General features: G+C 66.8%; 22 protein-coding genes. 21 read left to right on the top strand and 1 reads right to left on the bottom strand.

The features are described from left to right. Positions 1-11: 11 nt before the first annotated feature. Positions 12-854, bottom strand: coding sequence for a type I methionyl aminopeptidase (map, locus tag ABIA73_RS04500; RefSeq protein ID WP_080277585.1), 843 nt, complete (start codon positions 852-854; stop codon positions 12-14). A 173-nt stretch (positions 855-1,027) separates the two neighbouring features. Between map and ABIA73_RS04495 the strand changes: the two genes are divergently transcribed. The 21 genes from ABIA73_RS04495 to rnhB all read left to right on the top strand — a co-directional run bounded on the left by ABIA73_RS04495 (position 1,028) and on the right by rnhB (position 23,334). Beyond that, positions 1,028-1,555, top strand: a complete 528-nt coding sequence (locus tag ABIA73_RS04495) for a Csu type fimbrial protein (protein WP_025877648.1) — start codon at positions 1,028-1,030, stop codon at positions 1,553-1,555. Continuing rightward, complete coding sequence (locus ABIA73_RS04490) at positions 1,555-2,310, top strand: fimbrial biogenesis chaperone (protein ID WP_354275480.1); 756 nt, start codon at positions 1,555-1,557, stop codon at positions 2,308-2,310. The genes ABIA73_RS04495 and ABIA73_RS04490 overlap by 1 nt, the downstream gene beginning before the upstream one ends. Before the next feature lie 7 nt (positions 2,311-2,317). Next, complete coding sequence (locus tag ABIA73_RS04485) at positions 2,318-4,657, top strand: fimbria/pilus outer membrane usher protein (RefSeq protein WP_033830720.1); 2,340 nt, start codon at positions 2,318-2,320, stop codon at positions 4,655-4,657. After that, on the top strand, positions 4,654-5,688 hold the full coding sequence (locus ABIA73_RS04480; protein ID WP_354275479.1) for a Csu type fimbrial protein: 1,035 nt from the start codon (positions 4,654-4,656) through the stop codon (positions 5,686-5,688). The genes ABIA73_RS04485 and ABIA73_RS04480 overlap by 4 nt, the downstream gene beginning before the upstream one ends. Before the next feature lie 148 nt (positions 5,689-5,836). After that, positions 5,837-6,016: a hypothetical protein gene (locus tag ABIA73_RS04475; RefSeq protein ID WP_279208508.1), complete on the top strand. Its 180-nt coding sequence runs from the start codon at positions 5,837-5,839 to the stop codon at positions 6,014-6,016. Beyond that, entirely contained in the window at positions 6,016-6,714 is a 699-nt protein-coding gene (locus ABIA73_RS04470; RefSeq protein WP_354275478.1) for a fimbrial biogenesis chaperone, read from the top strand. The genes ABIA73_RS04475 and ABIA73_RS04470 overlap by 1 nt, the downstream gene beginning before the upstream one ends. A gap of 219 nt (positions 6,715-6,933) precedes the next feature. Then, entirely contained in the window at positions 6,934-7,737 is an 804-nt protein-coding gene (gene rpsB, locus ABIA73_RS04465) for a 30S ribosomal protein S2 (RefSeq protein ID WP_025877657.1), read from the top strand. 125 nt (positions 7,738-7,862) lie between these two features. Then, complete coding sequence (tsf, locus tag ABIA73_RS04460; protein WP_032975792.1) at positions 7,863-8,741, top strand: translation elongation factor Ts; 879 nt, start codon at positions 7,863-7,865, stop codon at positions 8,739-8,741. Positions 8,742-9,010: 269 nt separating this feature from the next. Next, positions 9,011-10,549: a sensor domain-containing diguanylate cyclase gene (locus ABIA73_RS04455; protein ID WP_025877660.1), complete on the top strand. Its 1,539-nt coding sequence runs from the start codon at positions 9,011-9,013 to the stop codon at positions 10,547-10,549. A 119-nt stretch (positions 10,550-10,668) separates the two neighbouring features. After that, complete coding sequence (gene pyrH / locus ABIA73_RS04450) at positions 10,669-11,397, top strand: UMP kinase (protein WP_025877663.1); 729 nt, start codon at positions 10,669-10,671, stop codon at positions 11,395-11,397. A gap of 97 nt (positions 11,398-11,494) precedes the next feature. After that, a complete protein-coding gene (gene frr, locus ABIA73_RS04445; RefSeq protein WP_025877664.1) occupies positions 11,495-12,049 on the top strand; it encodes a ribosome recycling factor in 555 nt (184 codons plus the stop codon). Between the two features lie 5 nt (positions 12,050-12,054). Further along, positions 12,055-12,822 (top strand): polyprenyl diphosphate synthase, encoded by a 768-nt coding sequence (gene uppS, locus ABIA73_RS04440; protein WP_025877665.1) that lies wholly within the window; start codon positions 12,055-12,057, stop codon positions 12,820-12,822. Then, positions 12,819-13,655, top strand: coding sequence for a phosphatidate cytidylyltransferase (locus tag ABIA73_RS04435; protein WP_025877667.1), 837 nt, complete (start codon positions 12,819-12,821; stop codon positions 13,653-13,655). The genes uppS and ABIA73_RS04435 overlap by 4 nt, the downstream gene beginning before the upstream one ends. A gap of 2 nt (positions 13,656-13,657) precedes the next feature. Further along, on the top strand, positions 13,658-14,848 hold the full coding sequence (locus ABIA73_RS04430; RefSeq protein WP_033830714.1) for a 1-deoxy-D-xylulose-5-phosphate reductoisomerase: 1,191 nt from the start codon (positions 13,658-13,660) through the stop codon (positions 14,846-14,848). 55 nt (positions 14,849-14,903) lie between these two features. After that, complete coding sequence (gene rseP, locus ABIA73_RS04425) at positions 14,904-16,262, top strand: RIP metalloprotease RseP (protein WP_218789015.1); 1,359 nt, start codon at positions 14,904-14,906, stop codon at positions 16,260-16,262. 74 nt (positions 16,263-16,336) lie between these two features. Beyond that, complete coding sequence (gene bamA, locus ABIA73_RS04420; RefSeq protein WP_025877671.1) at positions 16,337-18,700, top strand: outer membrane protein assembly factor BamA; 2,364 nt, start codon at positions 16,337-16,339, stop codon at positions 18,698-18,700. A gap of 424 nt (positions 18,701-19,124) precedes the next feature. After that, on the top strand, positions 19,125-20,147 hold the full coding sequence (gene lpxD / locus ABIA73_RS04415) for a UDP-3-O-(3-hydroxymyristoyl)glucosamine N-acyltransferase (protein ID WP_354275477.1): 1,023 nt from the start codon (positions 19,125-19,127) through the stop codon (positions 20,145-20,147). Further along, positions 20,144-20,599 (top strand): 3-hydroxyacyl-ACP dehydratase FabZ, encoded by a 456-nt coding sequence (gene fabZ / locus ABIA73_RS04410; RefSeq protein WP_025877675.1) that lies wholly within the window; start codon positions 20,144-20,146, stop codon positions 20,597-20,599. Before lpxD ends, fabZ begins: the two co-directional genes overlap by 4 nt. 19 nt (positions 20,600-20,618) lie before the next feature. Then, positions 20,619-21,410, top strand: coding sequence for an acyl-ACP--UDP-N-acetylglucosamine O-acyltransferase (lpxA, locus tag ABIA73_RS04405; protein ID WP_025877677.1), 792 nt, complete (start codon positions 20,619-20,621; stop codon positions 21,408-21,410). Positions 21,411-21,463: 53 nt separating this feature from the next. Then, positions 21,464-22,666 carry a lipid-A-disaccharide synthase gene (lpxB, locus tag ABIA73_RS04400; RefSeq protein ID WP_223482669.1) on the top strand — a complete coding sequence of 401 codons (1,203 nt, stop codon included), beginning with the start codon at positions 21,464-21,466 and terminating at the stop codon, positions 22,664-22,666. Continuing rightward, positions 22,663-23,334, top strand: a complete 672-nt coding sequence (gene rnhB, locus ABIA73_RS04395; RefSeq protein WP_032975781.1) for a ribonuclease HII — start codon at positions 22,663-22,665, stop codon at positions 23,332-23,334. Before lpxB ends, rnhB begins: the two co-directional genes overlap by 4 nt. Positions 23,335-23,435: the final 101 nt, after the last annotated feature.

The following is a 23,435-nucleotide window of genomic DNA, read 5'->3' as shown; positions in this document are numbered from 1 at the left end:
CGGCAGCATCGTCAGGAGACCTGCGACTCGCCCGGCGACAGGGTCAGCACGTCCACGCCGGTCTCGGTGACGGCGATCATGTGCTCCCACTGTGCCGACAGCTTGCGATCCTTGGTCACCACGGTCCAGCCATCGGGCAGCACCTTGTTGTAGCGGGTGCCCTCGTTGATCATCGGCTCGATGGTGAAGGTCATGCCCGGCTGCAGCACCAGGCCCTGGCCCGGACGGCCGTAATGCACCACCTGCGGTTCATCGTGGTAGACCTTGCCGATGCCGTGGCCGCAGTACTCGCGCACCACGCTGAAACGCTCGCCTTCGGCGTAGCTCTGGATCGCATGGCCGACGTCGCCCAGGGTTGCGCCCGGACGCACCGCGCGGATGCCGCGCCACATCGCTTCATAGGTGGCGTCGACCAGGCGCTTGGCCATCACCGACGGGGTGCCGACGAAGTACATCCGGCTGGTGTCGCCATGCCAGCCGTCCTTGATGACGGTGACGTCGATATTGATGATGTCGCCATCCTTGAGGACCTTCCCTTCGCTGGGAATGCCGTGGCAGATGACATTGTTGACCGAGGTGCACACGGTCTTGGGGAAGCCGCGGTAGCCGACGTTGGCCGGAATGGCGCCCTGCACGTTCACGATGTGGTCGTGGCAGATGCGGTCCAGTTCCTCGGTCGTGACACCGGGCTTGACGTGGGGGGTGACGATGTCGAGCACTTCGCTGGCCAGGCGGCCGGCGATGCGCATCATCTCGATTTCCTGCGGGGTTTTGATATTCACGCTCATGGCTCCCATTATCGCCGATCCGGCCGCAATCTGAACGAACGCCACCCAACTGGCGATCCGGGGCATGCACGGATCCGGCAAGGAACGTGAAAGCGTGATGGGCCACACCCTTTCGACCGCATGTTTCTCACGGAATACAGACACTTGCGGTGCCTACGCTGGTCCCACTGTCGTCAAATCGGCGCCGAACGTGCCGACTTCGCGCTGTTCAACGGACCTTCGGGTCAGGGAGGTTGTCCATGCGATCCACCGTTCGTTCCCCCTGGGCTTGGGCCTTGGCCCTGCTGGTGGCTGGCCCGGCCGCCGCCGCCGACACCACTACGTTCAACGTCACCCTGGTGGTCACCAAGGCCTGCACCATCACTGCGGCCGCCGCCACCAACGTCGATTTCGGTACCGCCGCCTCCACCACCGCCACCCCGACCCTGGGCCAGGGCACCGTAACCGCACAGTGTTCGGCGCTGACCCCGTACACCATCTCGCTCAACGCCGGTGCCAATGCCGGTACGGCCAATGACGTCACCACGCGGCGGATGAAGAACACCAACGCAGCAGTGACGGCCAACAACTACGTGGGCTACCAGCTCTACCAGGATGCCGCGCATACCCTGGTGTGGGGCGCCACCACGGGCACCAACACCCAGGCCGGTATCGGCACCGGCCTGGCGGTGCCCTACATCGTCTACGGCCAGATCCTCAACCTGAGCACGGCCAACGCTGCGACCGGCAACTACCTGGATACCGTTACCGCCACGATCACCTATTGATGGAGCACGCCCGCATGGCCGGATCCCGCCCGTGGCGCGCCACCGGCGTGGCGCTGCTCGTTCTCAGCCTGCTGCTTTGGGTTTCCGCGGCCTCGGCGACCAGCCTGCAGGTCGCGCCCACCAGCCTGCAGCTGGAGGCACGCCAGCGCGCCGGCGAACTGTGGTTGACCAACAGCGGCACCTCGCCGGTGAAGCTGCAGGTCCGGATATTCCGTTGGGTGCAGCAGGACGGCAACGAACAGCTGCTGCCCACCGAAGACCTGCTGGCCACGCCGCCGATGCAGGAGTTGGCCGCCGGCCAGCAGCAGCTGGTACGGGTCATGCGCGCCGTGGCCGACGCACCGGCTGCGCAGCAGTACTACCGGTTGATCGTCGACGAGGTGCCCGATCTGGCCACGCGCACCGAAGGCATGCAGTTCGTGCTGCGCTATTCCATCCCGGTATTCGTGCAACCCGGCGCTGGCAGCCGGCTGGCACCGCAGCTGCACGCCCGCCTGGTGCGGCTGGACGACGGTCGCAACGGCGTGGAAGTAGGCAATACCGGCAACAGCTATGCGCAGATCGCCGACCTCGCCCTAGGCAGCCCGGAGCGGCCGCGCATCGTCCATCCCGGCCTGCTGGGCTATGTGCTGCCCGGCCAGGTCATGCGCTGGCCGCTGGAGCGCACGGCGATCGACCGCGACAACGACCAGATCACGGCCAAGCTCAATGGCGAGTCGGAACAGACGTCGCTGCCGCCACCACCGGCTCGCTGAGGCGCTGATGAGCGCAGCGCTCGGTGCGGCCCTGTCCCCGGCGGCTCATGCAGCCGATGTCTCCGGGGTCTCCGCCGATGCCCTGCTGCCGCCACCAACCCCACTCACGGCCAACCAGACGCTGTACCTGGACGTGACCCTCAACAGCACGCCGCGCGGCCTGCTGCCCTTCACCGACAACCGTGGCCGCCTGCAGGCCAGCCCCGAAATCCTGCGCCAGCTTGGCTTCAACGCCAGCGGCGATGCCCCGGTATACCTCGACCAGATCAGCGGTGCGGTGGTGCGCTATGACGCGCACCTGCAGACCCTCGCGCTGGACGTGCCACTGGACCAGTTGACCCTGCCCACGACCGTGCTCAGCCGCCCGCAGGTCCGCGCTTCCCGCGGCAGCGCCTCGCCCGGCGTCCTGCTCAATTACGACCTGTACGGCAGCCGTGTCGACAGCCTCGGCAACCTTACCCTGAGCTCTGAACTGCGAGTGTTCGGCATCGGTACCGGCACCTTCGAGAACACCGCCGTCAGCCGTCGCTACCAGACCGGAGACCGCCACTGGCGCAGCGAAAGCGTACGCCTTGATACGCGCTGGACACTGGATTTCCCGGACAAGGCGCTGACCCTGGAGGTTGGCGACTTCTACAGCGGCTTTGTCGACTGGAGCCGGCCGGTACGCCTGGGCGGCCTGCAGATCGGGCGCAATTACGGGCTGCAGCCGTATCGCGTCCTCACCCCCACCCCGGCCTTCCTCGGCCAGGCGGTGGTGCCATCGACGGTCGAGCTGTATGTCGATGGCCTGCGCCAATACAGCGGCCAGGTACCGGTCGGGCCGTTCCAGCTGGCGGCGCAGCCGGGCATCAGCGGTACCGGCAGCGCGCAGGTGGTGGTTACCGATGCCTTCGGACGCATGCAGACCCTGGATTTCAGCTTCTACGGCACCCAGCAGCTGCTGGCCAAGGGCCTGTCGGACTGGTCGCTCGGCGTCGGCCAGCTGCGCGAGCAGTTCGGCGAACGCTCCTTCGCCTACGACGACCGTACCGTGGCAAGCGCCAGCTGGCGCGGCGGCGTCAGCGACACATTCACCGGTGAAGCACATGCCGAGGGCGGCGGCGGCCTGGCCCAGGCCGGCGTGGGTGGCTGGTGGCTGCTGGGCGGCGCCGGCGTGCTCAATGCCGCCTATGCCCACAGCCGCTACCAGGGCCTGCAGGGCGGACAGTGGGCGCTGGGGTACAGCTGGAACAACCGGCGCTTCAATTTCAACCTGCGCAGCGTGCGCAGCCACGGCGACTACCGCGACCTGGGCGCGCTGCAGGCCAACCTGCCGCCCAGCATCAGCGAGCAGGCCACGGTCGGCCTGGACCTGTTGCGCCTGGGCACCCTCAGCGCCAGTTACCTTCGCCTGCGCTACCCCGATGGCGATGACAACCGTTATGCCAGCCTGTTCTGGTCACGCAGCTGGAGCCCGCGCTGGTCGGCCTACCTGTCGGTCAACCAGAACCTGGACGACAGTGATGACCGCAGCGTCTACCTGTCGCTGACCGCAAGCCTGGGCAACAACCGCCAGGCCAGCCTGTCCAGCCAGCGCAATGGCGACCGCCAGAGCTGGGTCGCCGATGTCACCCAGCCGGTCCCGGGCGACGGCAGCGCAGGCGGTATCGGTTGGCGCGCGCAGGTCCGCCACGGCGACGGCGGCAGCGGCGGCCTGGCCGAAGTCGGCATCCTCAACGATGTCGGCCGCTACGCCTTCGGTGCCTCCCGCCAGGCGGGCCTCAACTACGCCTATGGCAGCGCCAGCGGCAGCCTGGTGTGGATGGCCGGGCACACCTTCGCCGCCCGCGAAGTCGCCGATGCCTTCGCCGTGGTCAGCACGAATGGCGTTGGCGGTGTGCCGGTGCGGCTTGAGAACCGCCTGATCGGTGCCACCGACGAGCGTGGCCTGCTGCTGATCAGCCCGCTGCTGTCCTGGCAGCGCAACCGCGTCTCCATCGACACCCTGGACCTGCCGGCGGACATGCGCGCTGATCGCATCGAGGACTGGGTGACACCCCGCCAGCGCGCCGGCACCGGCCTGACCTTCAACCTGCGTTCGCGCGCGTCATTGCGGCTGATCCTGCAGGACATGCGGGGGCAACCGCTGGAGGTGGGCAGCGAAGTGCAGCTGCCCGATGGCCGCCAGGCCACCGTCGGCTACGACGGCCTGCTGTACCTGGAGGACGTTGCACCTGGCAGCGTGCTGTACATCACCAGCAGCGGTGGCCAGTGCCGGGTCCGCGTGCCGGCACCGCAGGTGGTCGCCGTCGGGGCCAGCGCGCGCCCGGTCCCGCTGCAATGCGTGCCGGAGGTGGCGCCATGAGGATGCTGCTGCTCGGCCTGCTGCTTCTGGCCGGCCTGATCGCCAGTGCACCGACACGCGCGGCCGCGACCTGCACCGCCACCGCCGACGCGCTGCTGCCCTTCGGCAACGTCAGCAGCGGTGCGGCAGGCGCCACCACCGGCACCTTGAACATCACCGTGAACTGCTCCACCGCCGCACTCAGCCTGATCGCCACCACCGGCATCCGCGTCTGCATCGGCCTGGGCAATGGCACCGGCGGCACCAGTACTTCGCCGTGGCGGACAATGGTCAACGGCAGCAGTGATCCGCTCAATTTCCAGATCTACAACGTCGCCAACTACAGCGAAGTCACCGGCCTGGCACCGCGCGGCACACCTCCCGCACAGGAGCTGACGATGACCTACAACGTGCCGCTGATCGGCGGCTCCGGCAGCCGTACCACGCAGTTGTTCGCACAGATCCCGGCCAACCAGGTGCTGGCCTCCGGCAACTACAGCAGCACCTTCACCGGGGCCAACGTGGTGCTCACCTGGGCCTGGAACGAGGTGCTGCTGGGCACCGCCACCGTGCCGGCCACCTGCAATGGCGGCGCTACCGGCACCAACACCGCCAGCAATGCCTTCACCTTCAATGCCACTGCCACCGTGCTGCCGCAATGCGGCAGCTACCTCACCACCACCATGGATTTCGGCAACGTCACCGGCGGCATTCCCGCCAACATCGACCAGACCGCCACCCTCACCCTGACCTGCCTCAAGCGCACCGCCTACCAGGTCGGCCTGAACAACGGTCAGAACAACCCGGCCCTTACCACCACCCGGCGCATGCGCACCACCATCGGCGGCAACAGCTATTACCTGACCTACGAGCTGTACCGGGACGCTGCGCGCAGCCAGCGCTGGGGCAATACGCTCACCGTGGACACCTTCAGCGGCGTCGGCACTGGCAGCGCGCAGACACTGAACATATTCGGGCGTGTGCCTCCCGTTGCCGGACAGCCTCCGGCGGGCACCTACAACGACCTGGTGCAGGTGACGATCACCTACTGAGGGGAACCCGCTCTACAGAATCCCCCCTGTCGGCCGATACCGCGCATCAAGTCGACAACACGGTGGATCGCAGGTGGTTCGGGCAGTACTGATCGGAGCGATGTCCATCGCCAGCACGACAGCGTGGGCCGACCCGGCGCCCGTCCCAATGCAGATCCGCCTGACCGTGGTTGAAGGCTGCGTCGGCACGGAGGGCGGCCCACGTTGCCCGGTGCCACAGCAGCACAGCGACGGCAGTCACCTGCCGCCCCAGGTCCGTGAACTGGCCCCGCCAGCGCAGGACGAGCAGGGGCATTCGCTGCCCGAACCGCCCACCACCTATTACTGATGCACCGGCTGCTGCCCCTGTTGATGGCACTGCTGCCCATGCCCTTGCAGGCGCTGGACCTGATGCCGACCACCCTGCACCTGCCGGCTGCGCAGGGGCGGACCGAGCTGTGGCTGCACAATCCTGGCCCCGGGCATTGGCGCGGCCAGGTGCAGATCTGGGCGTGGGACCAGCAACAGGATGCGGAACACCTGCAGCGCAGCGGGCAGGTGCTGGCCAGTCCGACCTTGCTGGACCTGCCGGCCGGCGCCCGCCAGCGCGTGTGGTTGCTGCCGGCGTCGTCCGCGCCTGTGGCCGCTGAACAGGCATTCCGTATCATCCTGGCACCGGCAGAACCGGCCATGCCGCGCTATTCACTGCCCCTGTTCCGCAGCGAACCGGTCGGCCCAGCGTCCCCCTGCCTGCAGGCAGAGCTGGCGGTCAACGGGTCGCAATTCATGCTGAGACTGTTGAACAGTGGCACCCGGCACGCGCGCTTGAGCGACCTTGCCTATGAGACGGCTGGCGGCCAGCGCAGCCAGCTGTTGCCCGGTCTTGCCGGCTACGTACTGGCGGCGCGCCAGCGCCAGTGGCAGCTGCCGCCGCGCGCCGATGGCTACGCAGGCGGCAGGTTCCATGCCCGCCTGCAGGACGGAACGGAGGTCATCCTGGCGGCGCGGGCACCCGCAATTGCAGCGAGCCAGCCAAGCGGGCTATAATTGCCCGGATGTCCTGCCGCCCCGTGCGCGGGACACCGTCCACACCGGACGTCACCGGTGAATCCACACCTGCTGCCCCCATCCGTGCCGGGGTGCTCCGCAAGGAGTTCGGCCACGGAGGCAACAGGGAAGCCCAACCCCGGAACCTTCAGCGCTTCCACGCGTCCCGCATACCTATCCCGCGGGCGGAATCGCAGGTTCCCCATCAGGAGTTCTGCAATGCCTCAGGTCACCATGCGTCAGATGCTGGAAGCCGGCGTCCACTTCGGCCACCAGACCCGCTACTGGAACCCGAAAATGGCTCCGTACATCTTCGGCGCCCGCGGCAAGATCCACATCATCAACCTGGAAAAGACCGTCCCGCTGTTCAACGATGCGATGAACTTCATCTCGTCGGTTGCCCAGAAGCGCGGCACCATCCTGTTCCTGGGCACCAAGCGCAGCGCGCGTGAGTCGATCCGCGAAGAAGCCGAGCGTTGCGGCATGCCGTTCATGAACCAGCGTTGGCTGGGCGGCACCCTGACCAACTTCCGTACCGTCAAGCAGTCGGTTGCCCGCCTGAAGGAACTGGAAGCCGGTGAATCCGACGGCACCTTCGAGAAGCTGGTCAAGCACGAAGTGCTGGGCCTGCGTCGCGAGCGCGACAAGCTGGAAGCCTCGCTGGGCGGCATCAAGGACATGAACCGTCTGCCGGACGCGATCTTCGTCATCGATATCGGCCACGAAGACATCGCCATCAAGGAAGCCAAGAAGCTCGGCATCCCGGTGATCGCCGTCGTCGATACCAACTACAACCCGGAGCTGGTGGATTACGCGATCCCGGGCAACGACGACGCCATCCGTGCCGTGCAGCTGTACGCACGCGCCGCTGCTGACGCCGTGCTGGAAGGCAAGGCTGCTGCACCGCACGCTGCCACCGTCCGTGAAGAAGAGTTCGCCGACGCTCCGGCCGAAGAAGGCAAGCCGGCTCGCCGCGCTCCGGCCAAGAAGGCTGCTGCCGACAAGGGCGAAGCCCAGGCCTGATCCAGGCCCCGGTGGGCGCCACGCGCCCACCTTTCCTGTCCGCTGCCGATGGCGCGACGACAGGAAACTGTCACACGGGCCGGCCACCATGCCGGCCCAACCCCTTTCTTTCGTGAGGTAATCCCGTGGAAATCACTGCTTCCCTGGTCAAGGAACTGCGCGAGCGCACTGGCGCCGGCATGATGGAATGCAAGAAGGCGCTCACCGAGGCCGGCGGCAACATCGACGCCGCTGCTGAAGCGCTGCGCAAGTCCGGCGCTGCCAAGGCCGACAAGAAGGCTGACCGCGTGGCCGCCGAAGGTCGTCTGGGCCTGGCCCAGGACGGCGGCAAGGCCGTGCTGGTCGAGATCAACTCGGAAACCGACTTCGTCGCCAACGACATCAACTTCAAGAACTTCGTCGATTCCGTCGCTGCCGCTGCACTGGCATCGGGCGCCGCCGACGTGGAAGCCCTGAAGTCGGCCACCCTGCCGACCGGCCAGACCGTCGAAGAAACCCGCGCGACCGCCGTGCAGACCCTGGGTGAGAACATCCAGATCCGTCGCCTGGTCAAGCTGGACACCACCGGCAACGTCGGTTCCTACGTCCACACCAACGGCAAGGTCGGCGTGCTGGTCGACCTGATCGGCGGTGACGCCGAACTGGCTCGCGGCCTGGCCATGCATGTGGCCGCGCTGAAGCCGCCGCACAACAAGGCTGCCGATGTGCCGGCCGAGTTCGTGGAAAAGGAAAAGGAAATCGAACTGGCCAAGATGTCCGAGAAGGACAAGTCCAAGCCGGCCGACATCCTGGAAAAGATCATCAGCGGCAAGATCAACAAGATCGTCAGCGAAGTGACCCTGTACGGCCAGAGCTACGTCCTGGACGGCGACAAGACCGTCGAGCAGGTGGTCAAGGCCGCCGGCGCCGACGTGGCTGGCTTCCAGCTGCTGGTCGTTGGCGAAGGCATCGAGAAGGTGGTGGAAGACTACGCCGCCGAAGTTGCCAAGGCGATGCAGGTCTGATTCCAGCCTCACGGCTGTAATGAAACCAGAAGGAGCCGCGGGAAACCGCGGCTCTTTTTTTATGCCGGTGGGCCTGCGGGTGCCCTTCACCTGTGGGTGGCCGAATCTGTGGGTGCGCACCGCTGGTGCGCACACCGACACCTTTGCGTTGCACGCGAATCAAGCCGATACTCGGCAAAGGGAACCTGCAGTCACATAACAGGAACGAAATTCGCAGACTGTGATGCATTCCTAGGTATTCTTGTCCTAATGGAATTGAACGACCCGACATGCCTCCCGAGCTGACAGCTGCACTGGCGCTTTGCCGCAACCTCCCCTCGCCGCCCGGTATTGCCCTGCGCATCATCGAACTGGCCCAGGACCCGGAGGCGGACATCGCTACCGCTGCGGACATCATCGCCATCGACATGGCGCTGAGTGCGCGCATGCTGCGTATCGCCAATTCACCGCTGTATGCCAGCCGGCGCCGGATCGAGAACCTCGGCCAGGCGCTGACCATGCTCGGGCTCAACGCTACGATCAGCCTCGCCCTGGGCTTCACTGTCACTCAGGGCCTGACCGGCAAAGGCGGCGCCGACCACGACCTGCGCCAACGCGCCTGGAAGCGCAGCATCCTCAGCGCGCTGGCGGCCAGCCAGCTCGGCCAAGCGCGCGGCCTGCGCAGGCTGGAGGAGCTGATGCTGGCCGGACTGCTGCAGGACATGGGCGTGCTGTGCCTGGCCCAGGCCGAATCCGAACGCTACCTGCCCTTGCTGCGCGAAGCGCGCGACAACCCCGACCTGATCGCGCGCGAGCGCCAGGAACTCGGCTGCAGCCACGCCGACGTCGGTGCATGGGTGGCCGAGGAGTGGGGCCTGCCGCGCTACCTGGTGGACAGCATCCGCCACAGCGAAGACGAAGGCACCGCCGAAAATCCGTTCCAGGCCTGCGTACAGCTGTCTGGCGCGGTCGCCGACATCTGGCTGGATGAAGACGCCGATGGCGCACGCGAACGCGCCCTGCAGCAGGTCCACGACCGCCTGCAGATGGACAGCGCCCGCTTCGACCAGGTGCTGGCGCGGATCAGCGAAGCGCTGCCGGACATCGCCAGCCTGTTCGAGAACGGCCTGAACTCGCCGGCACGCGTGCGTGAACTGATCGACCACGCCCAGGAACTGGCCACCCTGCGCAACCTGCGCGAACTGCAGGATGCCGACCAGGCCCGCCGCCGCGCCGATGAATTCGAGGCCCGCGCCAAGCGCCTGGCCGACCAGGCCCATCGCGACGCGTTGACCGGCGTCCTCAACCGCCGCCAGCTCGAAGCCGTGCTGGAACAGGAATTCCTGCGCGCCGGCCGCCATGGCTGGCCGTTGTCGGTGGCCTTCATCGACCTGGACGATTTCAAGAAGATCAACGATGCGCACGGCCACCTGACCGGCGACGAGGTGCTGCGCGCCTTTGCCGGCAAGCTGCAGGGGCAGCTGCGCAACAGCGACACCGTGGCCCGCTTCGGCGGCGAGGAGTTCGTCGCGCTGCTGCCCAATACCAGTGAGTCGGTGGCCCTGGACGTGATCCGCCGGGTACTGGCGAACATCGTCGCCACCCCGATGGCGGAACTGGAAGGTGGCCCGCTGTTCATCACCTTCTCGGCCGGTGTGGCCACCCAGGGCGGCTACGAGCGCTTTGCCGGCGTGCAGGACCTGCTGCGCGCCGCCGATGACGTGCTCTACCGCTCCAAGAACCTGGGTCGCAACCGGGTCATCGCACGCTCTCCCGGCGAACTGGGGCATGATGAACTGTCTGCCACCGCTGGCGCCGAGCTGGGCTGAATGGTGCGCCCCGGATGCACGGGGCACACCGGTATTTTGCGCCGCAGTGCACAAAACGCTTTGGCCGCGCGCCGCTTGCGCGTAGAATCGCCCGCGATTTCCACGCACCCGAGGTCCCTATGTCCAAGCTCGCCTATCGCCGCATCCTGTTGAAACTTTCCGGGGAGGCGCTGATGGGAGATGAGGACTACGGCATCGACCCCAAGATCATCAACCGCCTGGCCCGTGAAGTCGTCGAGGCCCAGCAGGCCGGCGCCGAAGTCGCCCTGGTCATCGGTGGTGGCAACATCTTCCGCGGTGCTGGCCTGGCCGCTGGCGGCATGGACCGCGTCACCGGCGACCAGATGGGCATGCTGGCCACGGTCATCAACGCGCTGGCCATGCAGGATGCGCTGGAGAAAGTGGGCGCAAAGGCCCGCGTGATGAGCGCGATCAAGATCAACGACGTGTGCGAGGACTACATCCGCCGCCGCGCCATCCGCCACCTGGAAAAGGGCCGCCTGGTGATCTTCGCCGCTGGCGTCGGCAGCCCGTTCTTCACCACCGACTCGGGCGCCGCCCTGCGCGCGATCGAGATCGGCGCCGACCTGCTGCTGAAGGCAACCAAGGTCGATGGCGTGTACGACAAGGATCCGAACAAGTACAGCGACGCTGTCCGCTTCGACAGCCTGAGCTACGACGAAGTGATCCGCCGTGGCCTGGAAGTGATGGATACCGCCGCCTTCGCCTTGGCCCGTGACAGCGACCTGCCGATGCGCGTGTTCGACATGGGCCAGCCGGGCGAGCTGCTGAAGATCCTGCACGGCGAGAACATCGGCACCCTCGTCCAGGGCCGCGATCCGGCCTGAGGCTGAGCGCAAGGCGACCTCCGGGCCGATTCAGGCCCGGCGGCGTCCCGTATTCGCCTATAATCGCCCGATTCCAGTTACATCCAGGACCCTGGCGATGCTCAACGACATCAAGAACAACGCGCAGACGCGCATGGCCAAGAGCATCGACGCTCTTAAGCACACCCTCACTTCGATCCGCACCGGCCGCGCAACGCCGGCCCTGCTGGACCGTGTCACGGTCAATGCTTACGGCAACGCCAGCACGCCGCTGAACCAGGTAGCGTCCGTCTCCAACGCCGACGCCCACTCCCTGCTGGTCACGCCCTTCGACAAGAGCATGATCAAGGAGATCGAAAAGGGCCTGTACAACATCGAGCTGACCCCGAACACCATCGGCACCTCGATCCGCGTCAACCTGCCGCCGCCGACCGAAGAGCGCCGCAAGGAACTGGCCAAGCAGGTACAGAAGGAAGGCGAAGGCGCCAAGATCGCCGTGCGCAACATCCGCCAGGATGCGAACAAGGAAATCGCCAAGCTGCTGAAGGACAAGGCGATCAGCGAAGACGACAAGAAGCGCGGCGAAGACGATATCCAGAAGTTGACCGATGCCAACATCAAGGATATCGACAAGGTCGTCGCCGACAAGGAAAAGGAACTGATGTCGGTCTGAAGTCGATGCCTTCAGTCCCGCCTCCCCTGCCGTCCGCCCTCCCGCGCCACGTCGCCATCATCATGGATGGCAACGGGCGTTGGGCACAGCAGCGCCGTCGCCCCCGCGTGATCGGCCATCGAGCCGGCGCGCGCGCGGTAAACCGCACCATCGAGCGCTGCCTGGAACTGGGCATTCCGGCGCTGACCCTGTTCGCGTTCTCCAGCGAGAACTGGGGCCGGCCGCAGGAAGAAGTCGATGCGTTGATGAAGCTGTTCCTCGGCGCGCTCGACCGCGAAGTGGACGAGCTGCATCGGCGCGGCGTGCGCGTGCGCTTCATCGGCGAACGCGAGCGCTTCGGTGCTGCCCTGGTCAGCCGCATGCAGCTGGCCGAACAGCGCACCGCTGACAACCGCGCCCTGACCCTGTCGATCGCCGCCAGCTATGGTGGCCGTCAGGACATCGCCCGTGCCGCACGCGCACTGGCTGTTGAAGTTGCAGCCGGCCGCCTGCTTCCCGAGCAGATCGACGAATCCCTGCTGGGGCGACAGGTGGCCCTGGCCGACCTGCCGCCACCGGACCTGTTCATCCGCACCGGCGGCGATACCCGCATCAGCAATTTCCTGCTGTGGCAGCTGGCGTATACCGAGCTGTGGTTCACCGAAGCGCTGTGGCCGGATTTCGATGCCGCGCAGCTGCAGCTGGCGCTGGATGCCTACGCCAGCCGTGAGCGCCGCTTCGGCCTGACCAGCGCCCAGATCGCCGCCCTGGCCACCGAGACGTCCAGCCCATGACCAAGACCCGAGTCCTCGCCGCGCTGATCATGGCGCCGGTCGCCATTGCGGCGATCCTGTTGCTGCCCACGCAATGGCTGGCCGCCGCCGCCGCTGCCGTGCTGCTGATCGGCCTGTGGGAATGGCTGAAGCTGGCCGACGTCGAAGACACCCTCGCCCGCACCGTGCTGCTGGTCCTCAACCTGGTGCTGATGGTGCTGCTGGTGTGGGCCGATGCTGGCACCCTGGTGCTGTTCCAGATCGCGACCCTGGTGGGCGTGGCATGGTGGCTGGGCGCGCTGGTGTGGCTGCGCTTCTTCAACTTCGGCGCGCAGCCTGGCAGTCCGGCGCGCATCCTCAAGCTGCTGGCCGGCACCCTGGCCATCGTGCCGGCGTGGGCTGCGCTGGTGCTGATCCATGCCGGCGGCGACCCGCCCGGCCATCAGGGCCACCTGTGGCTGCTGGCCGCACTGGCACTGGTCTGGGCCGCTGATTCGGGCGCCTACTTCGCTGGCCGTCACTTCGGCAAGCACAAGCTGGCACCGCGGATCAGCCCGAACAAGACCTGGGAAGGCCTCGTCGGCGGGCTGATCGCCGGCGTTGCGGTGGCCGTCGGCCTGGGCTGGCTGGCCGGCATCGATGCCGCGCACCTGCCCGGCCTGCTGGTTACCTCGGTGGTGGCCGTATTCGCCTCGGTACTGGGCGACCTGTTCGAAAGCCTGATCAAGCGCCATGCCGGCGCCAAGGATTCAGGCCACCTGATCCCCGGCCACGGCGGCGTGCTCGACCGCGTCGACGGCGTGCTGGCGGCCATCCCGGTGTTCGCACTGGGCAAGGAAATCTTCGGGTTCTGACCATGGAAGCTGCTGCAGACCTGCGCCGGGTCGCCGTATTCGGCGCCACCGGCTCGATTGGTGCCTCCACGCTTGACGTGATCGCCCGCCATCCGCTGCGGTACCAGGCCACCGTGCTTGCCGCCGGCCGCCAGGTACAGGCGCTGCTGGCCCTGTGCCGGCAGCACCGGCCCGCGCATGCGGTGATCGCCGATGAAACCCTGTATGCCGAACTGCGCGACGGCCTGCGCGAAGCCGGCCTGGCCACCCAGGCCCACGCCGGCCATGCCGCGCTGGACCAGCTGGCGGCCAGCGACGCCTGCGACACCGTGGTTGCCGCGATCGTCGGCGCCGCCGGCCTGTCCTCGACCCTGGCCGCCGCCGCGGCCGGCAAGCGCATCCTGCTGGCCAACAAGGAATCGCTGGTACTGGCCGGCGAACTGCTGACCCGTACCGCCGAACGTGCCGGCGCCGAGATCATCCCGATCGACAGCGAGCACAGTGCGATCTTCCAGTGCCTGCGTTCACGGGATGCCAGCCTCGACGGTGCCGGCGTGCGCCGCATCCTGCTGACCGCCTCGGGTGGCCCATTCCGCGGGCGCAGCCGCGCCGAACTGCAGCAGGTCACCCCGGCCCAGGCCGTGGCGCATCCGAAGTGGTCGATGGGGCCGAAGATCTCGGTCGATTCGGCGACGTTGATGAACAAAGGCCTGGAGGTCATCGAGGCCCACCACCTGTTCGGCATCCCCGGCGAACGCATCGAGGTGCTGGTACACCCGCAGAGCCTGGTGCATTCGCTGGTGGAGTTCGTTGATGGCTCCACGCTGGCGCAGATGGGCCTGCCGGACATGCGCACCACCCTGGCCGTAGGCCTGGGCTGGCCGCAACGGATCGAATCGGGCGTGTCCGGGCTGGACCTGCTCGCCCAGGGCCGGCTGGATTTCGAGGCCCCCGACACCGACGCCTTCCCCTGCCTGGCCTTGGCGTGGCAAGCGATGCGCGCCGGCGGCACCGCCCCGGCGGTGCTGAACGCCGCCAACGAAGAGGCTGTTTCAGCGTTTCTTCAGGGCCGCATAGGCTTCCTGACCATTCCGACGCTGGTTGCTAACGCTCTTTCAACACTGCCGACCGAACCAGCCGATACACTTGAGGTTCTGTTGTCCGCCGACCAGCGGGCCCGCCAGCTGACCCTGAACGCCATCGCCGCCACCTGAACAGCGCACCCATCCCGTATGACGCCGCCGCCCGTGTCCGCCAATGTGAACCTGCATGACTGACTTCATCGGATCGGTCTGGTGGATGATCGTCAGCCTTGGGCTGCTGGTCACCTTCCACGAATTCGGGCATTACTGGGTCGGGCGCCTGTGCGGGGTCAAGGTGCTGCGCTTCTCGGTCGGCTTCGGCCGTCCGCTGTGGTCGCGCCGCGACCGCCATGGCACCGAGTTCGCCATTGCCGCCATCCCGCTGGGCGGCTATGTGAAATTCCTCGACGAACGCGAAGTCGAGGTCCATCCGCACGAGCGCGGCCAGGCCTTCAACCACAAGACCGTGTGGCAGCGCATCGCCATCGTCGCGGCCGGCCCGATCGCCAACCTGCTGCTGTGCATCCTGCTGCTGTGGGCGATGTTCGTGATCGGCAAGCAGGACTATTCGGCAACCGTCGGCCGCGCTACCGGTATGGCCGCCACGGCCGGGCTCGGCAGCGGCGACCGCCTGCTGAGCGTTGACGGCCGCGATGTGATCACCCTGGGTGAGGCCAGCATGGCCCTGACCGCCGCGGCGATGGACCGCCGCGACGTGACCCTGCAGGTGCTCGACCCCGCAGACCAGCTGCGCTCGCGCACCCTGCCGCTGTCGCAGCTGCCGGCCGGTTTCGATGAACGCCGGGTTCCGATCCTGGCCGGCGTGTACTGGCGTGCGTGGCTGCAGCCGCCGCTGGTGGACAACATCGTGAAAGGTTCGGCTGCAGAGGGTCACCTGCAGGCCGGCGATCTGATCGTGGCGATCGACGGCCAGCGCATCGACAGCGTCGAGCAGGCCATCAGCGAAGTGGGCAGCCTCGGCCGCCGGGGTGGCCCGGCGATGATCGAGGTGCTGCGTGGTGGCGAGCGCCTGGCGCTGGAGATCACCCCGCGTCAGGGCAAGGACGGCAAGGGCCAGCCCATCTGGCAGATCGGCGCCGGCTTTGCCCAGAGCTACAGCCCCGCCTACGACACCCTGCTCAAGTTCGGCCCGCTGCAGTCGGTCACGGTCGCGGTGCGCGAAACCGGCAGGATGGCGGCCGACTCACTGGCCATGATGGGCCGGATCGTGACCGGCAAAGCCTCGCTGCAGAACGTTTCCGGCCCGGTCACCATTGCCCGGGTTGCCAATATTTCGGCCAAACGCGGCGTGGACTGGTTCATCCAGTTCCTCGCCCTGCTGTCGCTGAGCCTGTGCATCATCAACCTGCTGCCGATCCCCATCTTGGACGGCGGCCACCTGCTGTATTACCTTATCGAGTTGGTCAAGGGCAGCCCGCTGAGCGAGCGTGCCGTCGCCGCCGGCCAATACATCGGCCTGGCGTTGCTGGCCGGGCTGATGGGATTGGCGTTCTACAACGACATCCTCGGCCTGGTCCCGCGATGAACTTTTCCATGTTTTTGCCGTCTACAGCGTCGGCATCCCTTACCAATGAAATCGACCTTCCTACCGGACGTGACATGACGCGACTCCCCAATCGCCGCCTGCTGGCCCTCGCCCTCGCCGCCGTCACCGGCGCTCCCGCCCTGGCCCAGGCAGCCGAGCCCTTCACTGTCAGCGACATCCGCGTCGACGGCCTGCAGCGCATCAGCTCCGGTACGGTGTTCACCTACCTGCCGGTCGAGCGTGGCGAGACGGTCACCGACAGCAAGGTCGGCGAGACCATCCGCGCCCTGTACAAGACCGGCTTCTTCGAAGACGTGCAGCTGGATCGCCAGGGCAGCATCCTGGTGGTGACCGTCAAGGAACGTCCGGCGATCAACAAGCTGACCGTCACCGGCAACAAGGACATCAAGTCCGACCAGCTGCTCAAGGGTCTGTCCGACATCGGCCTGACCGAAGGCGGCACCTTCGATCGCCTGAGCCTGGATCGCGTGACCCAGGAACTTCGCCGCCAGTACAACGATCGTGGCAAATACACCGTCGACATCACCCCGACCGTGAGCCCGCTGGACCGTAATCGCGTCGACATCGCCATCGCGATCAAGGAAGGCAAGGCGGCCAAGATCCGCCACGTCAACATCGTCGGCACCGAGAAGTACGACAGCAAGGACATCCTGGAGTACTGGGAGTCCAAGGAGCACAACTGGGCGTCGTGGTACCGCCGTGACGACCAGTACTCCAAGGAAAAGCTGTCCGGCGACCTGGAGAAGCTCAACTCCTGGTACCTGGACCGCGGCTATGTCGACTTCAGCATCGACTCGACGCAGGTGTCGATCAGCCCCGACAAGCGCGACATGTTCATCACCGCCGGCGTGACCGAAGGCGACCAGTACAAGATCTCCGAGATCAAGGTCAGCGGCGATACGATCCTGCCGCAGGAAGACGTCGAGCGCATGGTCGTGCAGAAGTCCGGCGACACGTTCTCGCGTGCCCTGCTGGAATTCAGCTCCGACTCGATCACCAACTCGCTGTCCAACATCGGTTATGCCTTCGCCAAGGTGAACCCGATTCCGACCACCAACCGCGCCGAGCAGACCGTGGCGGTCAACATGCAGGTCGTGCCCGGCCCGCGCGTGACCGTCCGCCGCATCATCTTCAAGGGCAACACCCGCACCTCCGACGAGGTGATGCGCCGCGAAATGCGCCAGTTCGAGAACAGCTGGTACTCGCAGGCCGCGATCGACCGTTCCAAGATCCGCCTGCAGCGCCTGGGTTACTTCGAGGCGGTGGAAGTGGAAACCCCGCCCGTCAGCGGCAGCAACGACCAGGTCGACGTCGTCTACAACGTCAAGGAAACCACCTCGGGCAGCTTCGTGTTCGGCCTGGGCTATTCGCAGTCCTACGGCATGACCACCTCGGTGCAGCTGTCGCAGAACAACTTCCTGGGCGGCGGCAACCGCGTGTCGGTCGAAGCTTCGCGCAGCAGCTACCTGCAGCGCTACGGCTTCAGCTACACCAACCCGTACTTCACCGATGACGGCGTCTCGCTGGGTTACAACCTGTCCTGGCGCGAACTGGACTACTCCGACTTCAACACCGCGCAGTACAACAGCACCAACGGTTCGGCACAGGTGGTATTCGGCGTGCCGATCACCGAGACCGACACCGTCTCGCTGATGTTCGGCATCGACAGCAACCAGATCACCACGTACGCGGGCTCGACCCCGCAGTCCATCATCGACTACATCAATGTGATCGGGCGCCGCACGTTCCACTCCTGGCGCACCGAGCTGGGCTGGGCCCGCGACTCGCGCAACGACTACTTCATGCCGACCCGCGGTACCTACCAGCGCGTGGGCCTGGAAACCACGCTGCCCGGCTCGACCGTCGAGTACTACAAGCTCAACTACCAGATCAGCAAATACTGGCCGATCATCCCCTCGCTGGTCATCAACACCCGCGCGGAAGTTGGCTACGGCGACAGCTATGGCAATGACAAGACCGCGATGGTGCCGGACAAGGATGGCAACCTGCGCTCGGTGACCGCGTCGGGCCTGCCGTTCTACGAGAACTTCTACGCCGGTGGTACCAACTCGGTTCGTGGCTTCGAGGACAACACCCTCGGCCCGCGCGAAGTCACCAACGGCTACCCGAACGGCCAGCCGCTGGGTGGTTCGCTGAAGACCGTCGGCTCGGTCGAAGCCTACTTCCCGCGCCTGTTCGACAGCCCGTCGGCCCGTGTGTCGGCCTTCGTCGACTTCGGCAACGTCTACAACGGCACCGACAACTTCAAGGCCAACGAGCTGCGCGTCTCCACCGGTGTAGCCCTGCTGTGGCGCGCCCCGGTCGGCCCGATCTCGATCAGCTATGCGTTCCCGCTGAAGAAGAAGGACGGCGACGAGATCGAACGTCTGCAATTTACGTTTGGTGGCCAGTTCTAACTGGCCCCCAAACGTTCCCACGGTTTGCGATGCAAACCGCGGGGCCTATCCTGCTCCCTATCCCCCGCGCCGTTGGCGCGCCCCCCTTAACAGAAGGGGGGCTTTCCACCAGACGGGTCTCGAATCGCCGGGCATTGCCCGGCGTTTTCGTTATTGAAGCGCACGCTGACGCGCGGTGAGCCGAGTATGGCCCGGTTCTGCAGGCGACTGTGGACGTTGGATCCGCTCGCGCGCGGAAGACTATCCGGCGATGGCGCAGGGGGTTGACCAGGACCGTTGGCGCCATGGATGGCGCCATCGAGCCCCCAGGGATGGGTTTACGGCGTGTCCTGGGCAGCCCCCTGCGCCATCGCCCCACGGATCAGCCAGGCGCCGGCTTTTGCTCCCGCATGACCGCAATGGCGTCACACGTTAAACTCCCGCCGTGAATACTCCTACCTACACCGCCCAGCAACTCGCCGATCAGTTCGGCCTGCAGGTCCATGGCGACCCAGGCACCGCCATCCATGGCGTGGCCACCCTCGCCCATGCCGGTGCCGGCCAGCTGACCTTCCTTGCCAATCCGCGCTACCGCGCCCAGCTGGCCGACAGCCAGGCCGGCATCGTAGTGCTGCGCGCCGAGGATGCCGACGCAGCTCCCGGCACCGCGCTGGTTGCCAAGGACCCTTACACCACCTTTGCCAAGATCGGCGCGCTGTTCGACATCGCCCCGACCCGCCCACCGGGCATCCATCCCAGCGCAGTGATCGACCCGCAGGCGCAGGTCGCCGCCAGCGTCCACGTCGGTCCGTTCGTCACCATCGGCGCACGCAGCGTCATCGGCGAGAACTGCATCATCGGCGCCGGCAGCATCATCGGCGAAGACTGCACCCTCGACAGCGGCTGTGAACTGATCGCCCGCGTCACCCTGGTCACCCGCGTCAAGCTGGGCAAGCGCGTGCGCATCCATCCCGGCGCCGTGCTGGGCGCCGATGGCTTCGGCCTGGCCATGGACGCTGGCAAATGGATCAAGGTGCCGCAGCTTGGCGGCGTGCGCATCGGCGACGACTGCGAGATCGGCGCCAACACCTGTGTCGACCGGGGCGCGCTGGAAGACACCGTGCTGGCCGAGGACGTCCGCCTGGACAACCTGGTGCAGATCGCACACAACGTGCAGATCGGCGCCCACTCGGCCATCGCCGGCTGCACCGGCATTGCCGGCAGCGCCAAGATCGGCCGTTACTGCCTGCTCGGCGGCGCCGTTGGCGTCGTCGGTCATCTTGAAATCTGCGACAAGGTCGTGATCACCGGCAAATCGGTGGTCCGCAACTCCATCACCGAGCCGGGCGAGTATTCCTCCGGCACGCCCCTGACCGACAACCGCACGTGGCGCAAGAATGCCGCGCGCTTCAAGCAGCTCGATGCCCTGGCCCGTCGCATCCTGTCTGTGAGCAAGGAGAAAGAATGAGCCACACCCAGACCCTGCCGGACATGGCGCAGATCCAGACGCTGCTTCCGCACCGCTACCCGTTCCTGCTGGTGGACAAGGTGGTGTCGATCGACTACGAGAAGCGCACGATCGTCGCGACCAAGAACGTCAGCATCAACGAGCCGTTCTTCCAGGGCCACTTCCCGGGCCAGCCGATCATGCCCGGCGTACTGATCATCGAAGCCATGGCCCAGGCCGGTGGCGTGCTGACCCAGTTGACGCTGGGCCGCGATGCGCAGTCCAAGCTGTTCTACATGGTCAAGGTCGACAAGGCCCGCTTCACCAAGCAGGTGGTGCCCGGTGACGTGCTGGAGATGCACGTGGAGATCAAGCGCGTGATCCGCAACATGGCCGTGTACGACTGCGTGGCCAAGGTCGACGGCGAAGTCGTCGCCTGCGCCGAGGTGCTGTGCGCCGGCACCCGCGAATGACCCTGGCTGGAGGTCCGAGATGAGCGACAACGCCCCCCTGATCCACCCCACTGCCGTGATCGATCCGTCGGCGCGCCTGGCCGACGATGTCCGCGTGGGCGCGTTCACGATCATCGGGCCGGACGTCGAGATCGGTGCCGGCACCGAGGTCGGTCCGCACTGCAGCATCCATGGCCCGACCCGGATCGGCCGCGACAACCGTTTCATCGGCCATGTCGCGGTCGGCGGCGAACCGCAGGACAAGAAGTACGGCGGTGAACGCACCGAACTGGTGATCGGCGACCGCAACGTGTTCCGCGAGTTCGTCACCCTCAACCGTGGCACTGGCGGCGGCGGTGGCATCACCACCATCGGCGATGACAACTGGATGCTGGCCTACACGCACGTGGCCCACGATTGCCACGTCGGCAACTTCTGCGTGTTCTCCAACAACACCACCCTGGCCGGGCACGTGACCGTGGGTGACTACGTGATCATCAGCGGCTTCGCCGGTGCGCACCAGTTCTGCCGCATCGGTGCACATGCCTTCCTCGGCATGGGCGCGCTGACCAATGGCGACGTCCCGCCGTTCACCATGGTCGGCACCGACTCGCTGGGCCGCCCGCGCGGCATCAACAGCGAGGGCCTGAAGCGTCGCGGCTTCGATCCCGAACGCATCACCGCCATCAAGCGTGCCTACCGCACGCTGTACGTGGCGGGCCTGCCGCTGGCTGAAGCCAAGGCACAGCTGGCCGAGCAGGCGCGCGACAGTGACGACGTCAAGTCGATGCTGGACTTCATCGAGCACACCGAGAGGCACCTGCTGCGATGAGCAGCGCGACCGGCCAGGCGCCGGCCGGCGCCGAGGTGATTTCGCTGGCCTCGATGGCCGGCAGCGTGCCTGCACACCGGGTGCTCAGCGAGCGCCCGTTGCGGATCGCCCTGGTCGCCGGCGAAGCCTCCGGCGACCTGCTCGGCGCAGGCCTGGTGCGCGAACTGAAGGCCCGCTTCCCGCATGCCGAATTCGCCGGCATCGGCGGCGATGCCATGCGCAGCGCCGGCTGCCAGACCTGGCACGATGCCAGCGAACTGGCGGTGATGGGCCTGACCGAAGTCCTGCGCCATCTGCCGCGGCTGCTCAAGCTGCGTTCGGCCTTCCGCCAGCGTGCGCTGGAGTGGCAACCGGATGTGTTCATCGGCATCGACGCTCCGGACTTCAATCTGGGCATCGAACGCTGGCTGAAACAGCGTGGCGTGCGCACCGTGCACTACGTCAGCCCTTCGGTGTGGGCATGGCGCGAGAAGCGTGCCGAGAAGATCGGCAGCAGCGCCGACCTGGTGCTGTGCCTGTTCCCGATGGAACCGCCGATCTACGCCAAACACGGCATCGACGCGCGCTTCGTCGGCCATCCGATGGCCGATGACATCCCGCTGCACGTCGACCGGGAAGCGGCCCGGATCGAGCTCGGCCTGCCCGCCTCGGCCAAGGTGCTGGCCGTGCTTCCCGGCAGCCGCCTGGGCGAGATATCCAAGCTCGGCGAAGCCTTCTTCGAGGCCGCCTGGCAGGTGTCCGAGCGCATTCCCGGCCTGCACGTGGTGGTGCCGGCGGCCAACGCGGCCTGCCGGCGCCTGATCGAAGAGCAGCTGTCACGCTCGGCGCTGCCGGTGGCCTATTCGCATGTATTGGACGGCCAGGCACGCAACGCGATGATCGCCGCCGACGTGGTGGTGCTGGCCTCCGGTACCGCCACCCTGGAGGCGATGCTGGTGAAGCGCCCGATGGTGGTCGGCTACCGGGTCAACGAACTGACGTACCGCCTGGTGAAGGCGCTGGGGTTGATCAAGGTCGACCGCTTCGCCCTGCCCAACATCCTGGCCGGCCAGGACCTGGCGCCAGAGCTGATGCAGCACGACTGCACGCCGGAAAAACTGGCCGCCGCCATCCAGCAGTGGTTCGACCATCCGCAGCGGATCGCCGACCTGCAGGGCACCTACGCGCGCCTGCATGAACGCCTGCGCCGCAATGCATCGGCGCGCGCAGCCGATGCCGTTGGCGAGCTGCTGGTGCGCGGCCAGGAAAAGGCATGAGCCGCCGCCACGCCGCAGCCGCCAGCCTGGCCCTGTTCGATGGTGCCGCGGTGATCGACCCCGGCCACCGCATCGCCGGTGTCGACGAAGCCGGACGCGGACCGCTGGCCGGCCCCGTCGCGGTGGCAGCGGTGGTGTTCGATCCACAGCGGCCACGACTGAACGGCCTGGATGATTCCAAGCAGCTGACCGCGGCCCGCCGCGAGCAGCTGCATGACCGCATCCTCGACCGCGCCCTGGCCTGGCACGTGGTGCTGGTGGACGTGGAAGCCATCGACCGCCTGAACATCTATCAGGCCACCCTGCAGGGCATGCGCGATGTCGTCGCGGCGGTGGCCCACGTGGCCGGCTTCGCCCGCATCGACGGCAACGTGGTGCCCAAGGGGCTGGTGCTGCCGGCGCAGGCGCTGGTCGGCGGCGATGGCATCGACCGCGCGATCATGGCGGCCTCGATCCTGGCCAAGGTCTCGCGCGACCGCTACATGCTGGACCTGCACGCACGCCACCCGCAGTACGGCTTCGACCAGCACAAGGGCTACGGCACCCCGGCGCATCTGGCCGCCCTGCGTGAACACGGCCCGTGCGCGGAGCACCGGCGCAGCTTCGCCCCGGTGCGCGAGTGCCTGGAGGCGCCGCCGGCTGGGGCGGCCGCCATCGCGATCGCCTGAACGTTCGCCGGGCATGGCCCGGCGCTACCACGGCAACATGAACGTCCCCGGTAGCGCCGTGCCATGCCCGGCGGCATTGGCGATATCGCGCACCGTCAAGT

This window comes from Stenotrophomonas sp. 2694, from assembly GCF_040548715.1.
GTDB lineage: Bacteria > Pseudomonadota > Gammaproteobacteria > Xanthomonadales > Xanthomonadaceae > Stenotrophomonas > Stenotrophomonas indicatrix.
Note: the sequence above shows the minus strand (reverse complement) of the source record. Positions and strands in the feature narration are given on the sequence as shown.